Annotated in this window: 4 protein-coding genes; 2 read left to right on the top strand and 2 right to left on the bottom strand. The window is 56.8% G+C overall.

Going from position 1 to position 4,923, the window contains the following annotated elements; all coding sequences use genetic code 11:
• Positions 1-138: 138 nt before the first annotated feature.
• Both VIL80_RS00850 and VIL80_RS00845 read left to right on the top strand, forming a co-directional pair.
• Positions 139-1,095, top strand: coding sequence for a sugar kinase (locus tag VIL80_RS00850; protein WP_332034275.1), 957 nt, complete (start codon positions 139-141; stop codon positions 1,093-1,095).
• Positions 1,096-1,168: 73 nt separating this feature from the next.
• Entirely contained in the window at positions 1,169-3,565 is a 2,397-nt protein-coding gene (locus VIL80_RS00845; RefSeq protein WP_332034274.1) for an alkaline phosphatase D family protein, read from the top strand.
• A 41-nt stretch (positions 3,566-3,606) separates the two neighbouring features.
• On the opposite strand, the gene VIL80_RS00840 is transcribed toward VIL80_RS00845, so the two are convergent.
• Complete coding sequence (locus VIL80_RS00840; RefSeq protein WP_332034273.1) at positions 3,607-4,338, bottom strand: SapC family protein; 732 nt, start codon at positions 4,336-4,338, stop codon at positions 3,607-3,609.
• Between the two features lie 14 nt (positions 4,339-4,352).
• A partial coding sequence (locus tag VIL80_RS00835) for a tryptophan 7-halogenase (protein WP_332034272.1) occupies positions 4,353-4,923 on the bottom strand: 571 nt, incomplete at its 5' end.

Genomic DNA, 4,923 nt, shown 5'->3' with positions numbered 1-4,923 from the left:
CGAGAATGGCTAGTAAAGGCAAGATATGATGATATGGCTCTGGATATGCCATGAAGCCAGCCATTACTGCCCCACCTTCCATTTGTGACATTATTTTCGCATATCCCAAATACCGGACAATAACGAAAGGTGACTGACATGACAGACCTGGTGATTCTCGGAGAGAGCATGGTGGAGCTCAGCCAGGTGGAACCAGGACTGTTCCGGCAGTCGTTCGCCGGGGACGTGCACAGCGTTGCGGTTTACTTCAAGCGACTCTCCAGTCGAGCGGACAAAGTCAGATTGATGACCGCAGTGGGACACGAAAGCACAAGCGATGGACTGATCCGGGCTTTGGAAGAAGAACAGGTCGATACCTCCTTGATCTTTCGCCACCCCACGCGGCAATTGGGCCTGTATTCGGTGACCACCGACGCAAACGGCGAACGCAGCTTCAACTACTGGCGGTCTCAGTCGGCGGCGAGGGAAGTCATTCCGCTATTTCGGGATGCCACCCAGGTGGCCTGCGACGGCGGCTATTCGCCCTGTGGCCTAGCGCCCCGTCCGGACACCTTCTTTTTCAGTGGTATTTCTCTGGCCGTCCTGAGCCCGGAGACGCGCCCTGCATTCTGGGAACTGGTCGCCAACCTGTACAACAGCGGAACCCGCATTGTATTTGACCCTAACTACCGCCCCAAATTGTGGGAGTCGCAGGATCAAACCCGCACCGAGTACGCGCACGCGTTTGAGTACGCTCACCTGACGTTGCCCGGCATTGAAGATTTGACCACTTTGTACGGTGTCAGTGATTTTTCCTCAGCCTGCGACCTGCTGAACCAGTTCGATATTGAAGAGATGGTGATAAAAGATGGCCCAAATGGGGTGTATTACCGTGGACCCGGGGAACAGTTTCTGGTGCCGATCTCCCCGGTAAAAGACGTGGTTGATACCACCGCAGCGGGTGACTCTTTTAATGGTAGCTATCTGGCATTTCGCAGCCACGGCTTGTCGCCACGCGATGCGATCACCCGGGCGGCGAAAGTAGCGGGTATCGTTATCCAGCACCGGGGAGCCCTGGTGGAAAAAACCAGGTTCGCAGAAATACTCAGCCAATAACGCAGTTCTGGCGGACAGCGGCCGCCTTTGCAGAACAATCGATGATGAAACCGCAGTCAAGCAGGTACCAATAATGAAAAGACGCAACTTCCTGAAATTAGGGACAGGTGCCGCCGGGTTGGTCGGTGGAGCACTTAGCCCTTCTCTGGCATCCGCCATGGCGGCCGCGCGCCCCAAGCTGGTTGACACAGCGCCGATTGAAGCCATTCCCAATGGCAATCCGCAGCACTGGCTGGGCACGGCACTCTGGGGCAACCGCCTTCAGGATTGGCAAAGCCAGAGGGGGCGCATCGAATGCCTGCAGGGAGACAAAAGCTTCGAAGTACGCACTGCCGCCCTGCTCACCCGCACACTCAATCACACCCACAAGCCAGCGCGTATCCGCGCGCGCGTTGGACTGCTCACACCCGAGCGCGCAGGGTTTTGTGGATTCCTGCTGGGCGTGGGTGCGGGCAAACTCGAGTATCGCGGGGCGGCGCTCGCGCAGCGCTCCAGCGGCGAGAACGGTGGCTTTATGGCTGTCGTGAATACCGAAGGCGAACTCAGCTTCAGGGATTTCTCCAATCAGGAAAATTCACTGAGTTACACCAATATTGAACGGGAAGGCAGCGTCGGCATCGATCGCGTCGGCGAGAGGGAAATCCTCCTCGACTGCCATATCGATCCGATCGATAAGGGTCGCTTTGATGTGCGATTGGTGGCCAGCGATGCGAACAATGGCAAAGAATTTGGTTTTGCGGTGTTCAATGACGTACCCGCCAAAATGTTGGAGGGCGGCATTTCATTGGTGTCCTCCCCCAATCGCGACGAAGACGGTGCGCGCTGGTGGTTCACGTCGATTGAGACCGGTGGCCAGAAAATCGATGTGAATCCGGAACATGGCCTGGGTCCGGTGATGGGTTGTATGCACAGCTTGAACAGCGCTCCTGAAAAGGCGGTCTTGAAGTTGTCTGCCCAGTTTATGCCGGTCGATACCGCGGAGCTTCCCAGTGCGCGCCTGGAATATCGCGCGAAAGGAAGCAAAGCCTGGATCACCGGCGCAGACGCGAAGATCGAAGACGGCTATGTCGCCGCGTTTCGTATCGCTGGTTGGGATGCAAAGCGCGATCACGATTATCGCGTGCTCAACCCGAGAACGGGGGAGTCGCTCTACGAAGGCTCGATCCGCCGCGACCCTGGTCGTGAATCCCCGCTGAAGATTGCGCTGTATTCCTGCATCATTCCCACTGCAAAGAGCCTGGATGAAGCCGAATACAAAAGGCTGATTCCGGAAGAGCGCATCCTGGGCAGGTACACCGAAGACAACATCTTTTTCCCGCACAACCAGCTAGTGCAGCACTGCGATAGCCACAAGCCGGATATTTACGTGTTTGCGGGGGACCAGTACTACGAGACCTACCCTACCCGCTGGGCGCGCGACACTCCGCAGGTAAAGCTCGACACGTTGTACCGCTGGTATCTCTGGTACTGGTGTTTCCGGGAATCCGTGCGCGATCGGCCAGCCATCGTACTGGCGGACGACCACGATGTGCTGCACGGCAACCTGTGGGGCAAGCAAGGGGATAGCAGCGGTGGTCCGCGTGAGGAGGACGGCGGGTACAAAGCGAGCATCGACCTCGTCAATATGGTTTACCGTATCCAGAACAGCCACACGCCGGACGCCTACGATCCCACCCCCATCATGCACGGGATCCAGGTTTTCTATGCGCACTTCCAGTATGGCGGCGTGAGCTTTGCCATGGTCGAGGACCGCAAGTTCAAGTCACCACCGGATTACGAAGCGGACCGTCTCACGGTGAAAGGCGAGCTGCTGGGCAAGCGGCAGGAGGACTTTCTCAAGGCGTGGGCGGAAATGGACCAAGGCATGCCAAAGGTGTGCCTCACCGCGTCTATCTGGGGCTCTCCCCAGACCGACGAGAAGGGCAATGGCCTGATCGACTACGATGCAAACTGCTACCCGCCCGACGGCCGTACCCGCGCAGTACAGTTGGTAGAAAATGCACGCGCACTGGTGCTCGCCGGTGACCAGCATCTGGGTCTTGTGGCACGGCAGTATTCCGGTGACTTCCCCAACCCGGGGGATAATCAATCAGGTGCGCTGTTTTTCGCGGGACCTGCGGCGGCAGCGTTCTGGCAACGCTGGTTCGAGGGCAATGGCGCACTGGAAAACCCGGTCGATGATGATCCGAACACCGGGAATTTCACCGATCCTTTCGGCAACAACATGCGGGTTTTAGCCGTCGCCAATCCGAAGATTTCCCACGCGGACTTCATCGATGACAACACGACCTGGGGGAAATTTGTTGCGGACCGAAACCTCAAGAGTGAAGGCTACGGGATTGTTCGGGTCAACCATGACCAGCGCACCTACACGCTGGAATGCTGGCCATGGGATGCGGACCCCGCTCGCGACAACCAGTTCGCCGGCTGGCCACAAATGCACCCGATCGAGTCGCTGAATCACAGCTGACCCGATGAAAAAGCGCGGCCATGGCCGCGCTGAATTTTCATTTATGGCTGATTCTTCCTTTGAATCAGTTTCCGTACGTGCCCCATGGAGGCCGCCAACCAGTAGGCCGCCTGCAGGTATCCATGCTGGTGCATCTGCACAAGCGTATTGGCGTCAAGTTTCTGCAACTTATCCTCATTCACTGTGTAGAGACCCTCGAAGCGTTTCTGCTCCCCACTGGCGAACTGAACGTTGATGTGGGCCGGTTCTATCAGGTCATTGTCTGATAGAGTCTTCAGGAACGCGGTGGTGGACTCCATACCCGAGATCAATTGCCCCAGCAAATCACTCATTTGACGCATAAACGGGGTGTGATTGCCGTCCTTATCAAACAGACGTTCGCCCTCTTCCGAGCCATCAGCGCTATTCACACGCTTGCTGGCCAGATCTACGGTGATCACCGCGCCCCTGCCTTCTCCGGGCCCGGCCTGAGGTTTTCGGTAACCCACCATAAACGGCTGGCGACGGATATGCATGGGTATGTACTGCGCATCCCAATTGTTCTTGCGCAAGTAGAGGTTTTCATCGGGTTCAAACCCGAGCAAGGCACAGAGGGAGAAATGCCCATTATTCGGATCTTTGGAAATGCACACCGGGTACTCCAGCACCAGATTGCGCAATTCATTGGCCACCACCGGTACCAGATGTGTGCCTTCACCATACTCTGCACCGCGCGCGGTAATGATTCTCAGGTGGCGGTGGCGTTCGTTATTCAGAGCGACGGTATTGCTCATTCCTATTCTCCCGTTCAAATTCTCTGCAGGCCATATTGGCAAATCTTGTTAATCAGATCTCGGTGTTTCTCAAGACTATTGAACAACTGCTGCGTGGCTCGGTTCTTTTGCTGAATCAGTTGCTGGGCCTGCTCGCGATACGCGTTGGACAGCCCGAACGCATTCGACTCAGTATGGAACCCCATGCCATACAGTACATACTGGTAGCTGGCCGCCGGAAACACCTCCACCGCGCGATCGAAGTCATCGTGCCAAGGCGGCTGGTAGCGCCACAACGTAAGCAGTTCCTGCAGGCTCTCCGGGATTGTTTCCCGCGCGCAATTGTCGATCCAGAAGCGACTATCGGTGCGTTTGGTCAGTACATAGTGAAGTTTGAGAAAATCGATGATGCGATCCCAGCGGTAACGAAACGTGTCATTGAAGCGACGTGCGACTACATCCATGGCCGCGCGGCTTGCCGGGAACTGCTCGGCAATCATGTTCGCGGAGATTTCCACCAGCACCAGTGCCGAGGCTTCGAGCGGCTCCAGAAAGCCTGCTGAGAGGCCTATGGCAACGCAGTTGCGATGCCAGAACTTCTCTCGG

Origin of the sequence: Microbulbifer sp., assembly GCF_036563125.1 — a bacterium.
GTDB lineage: Bacteria > Pseudomonadota > Gammaproteobacteria > Pseudomonadales > Cellvibrionaceae > Microbulbifer.
The sequence above is the reverse complement of the archived record's forward strand: the minus strand, read 5'-3'. Positions and strand labels throughout refer to the sequence as shown.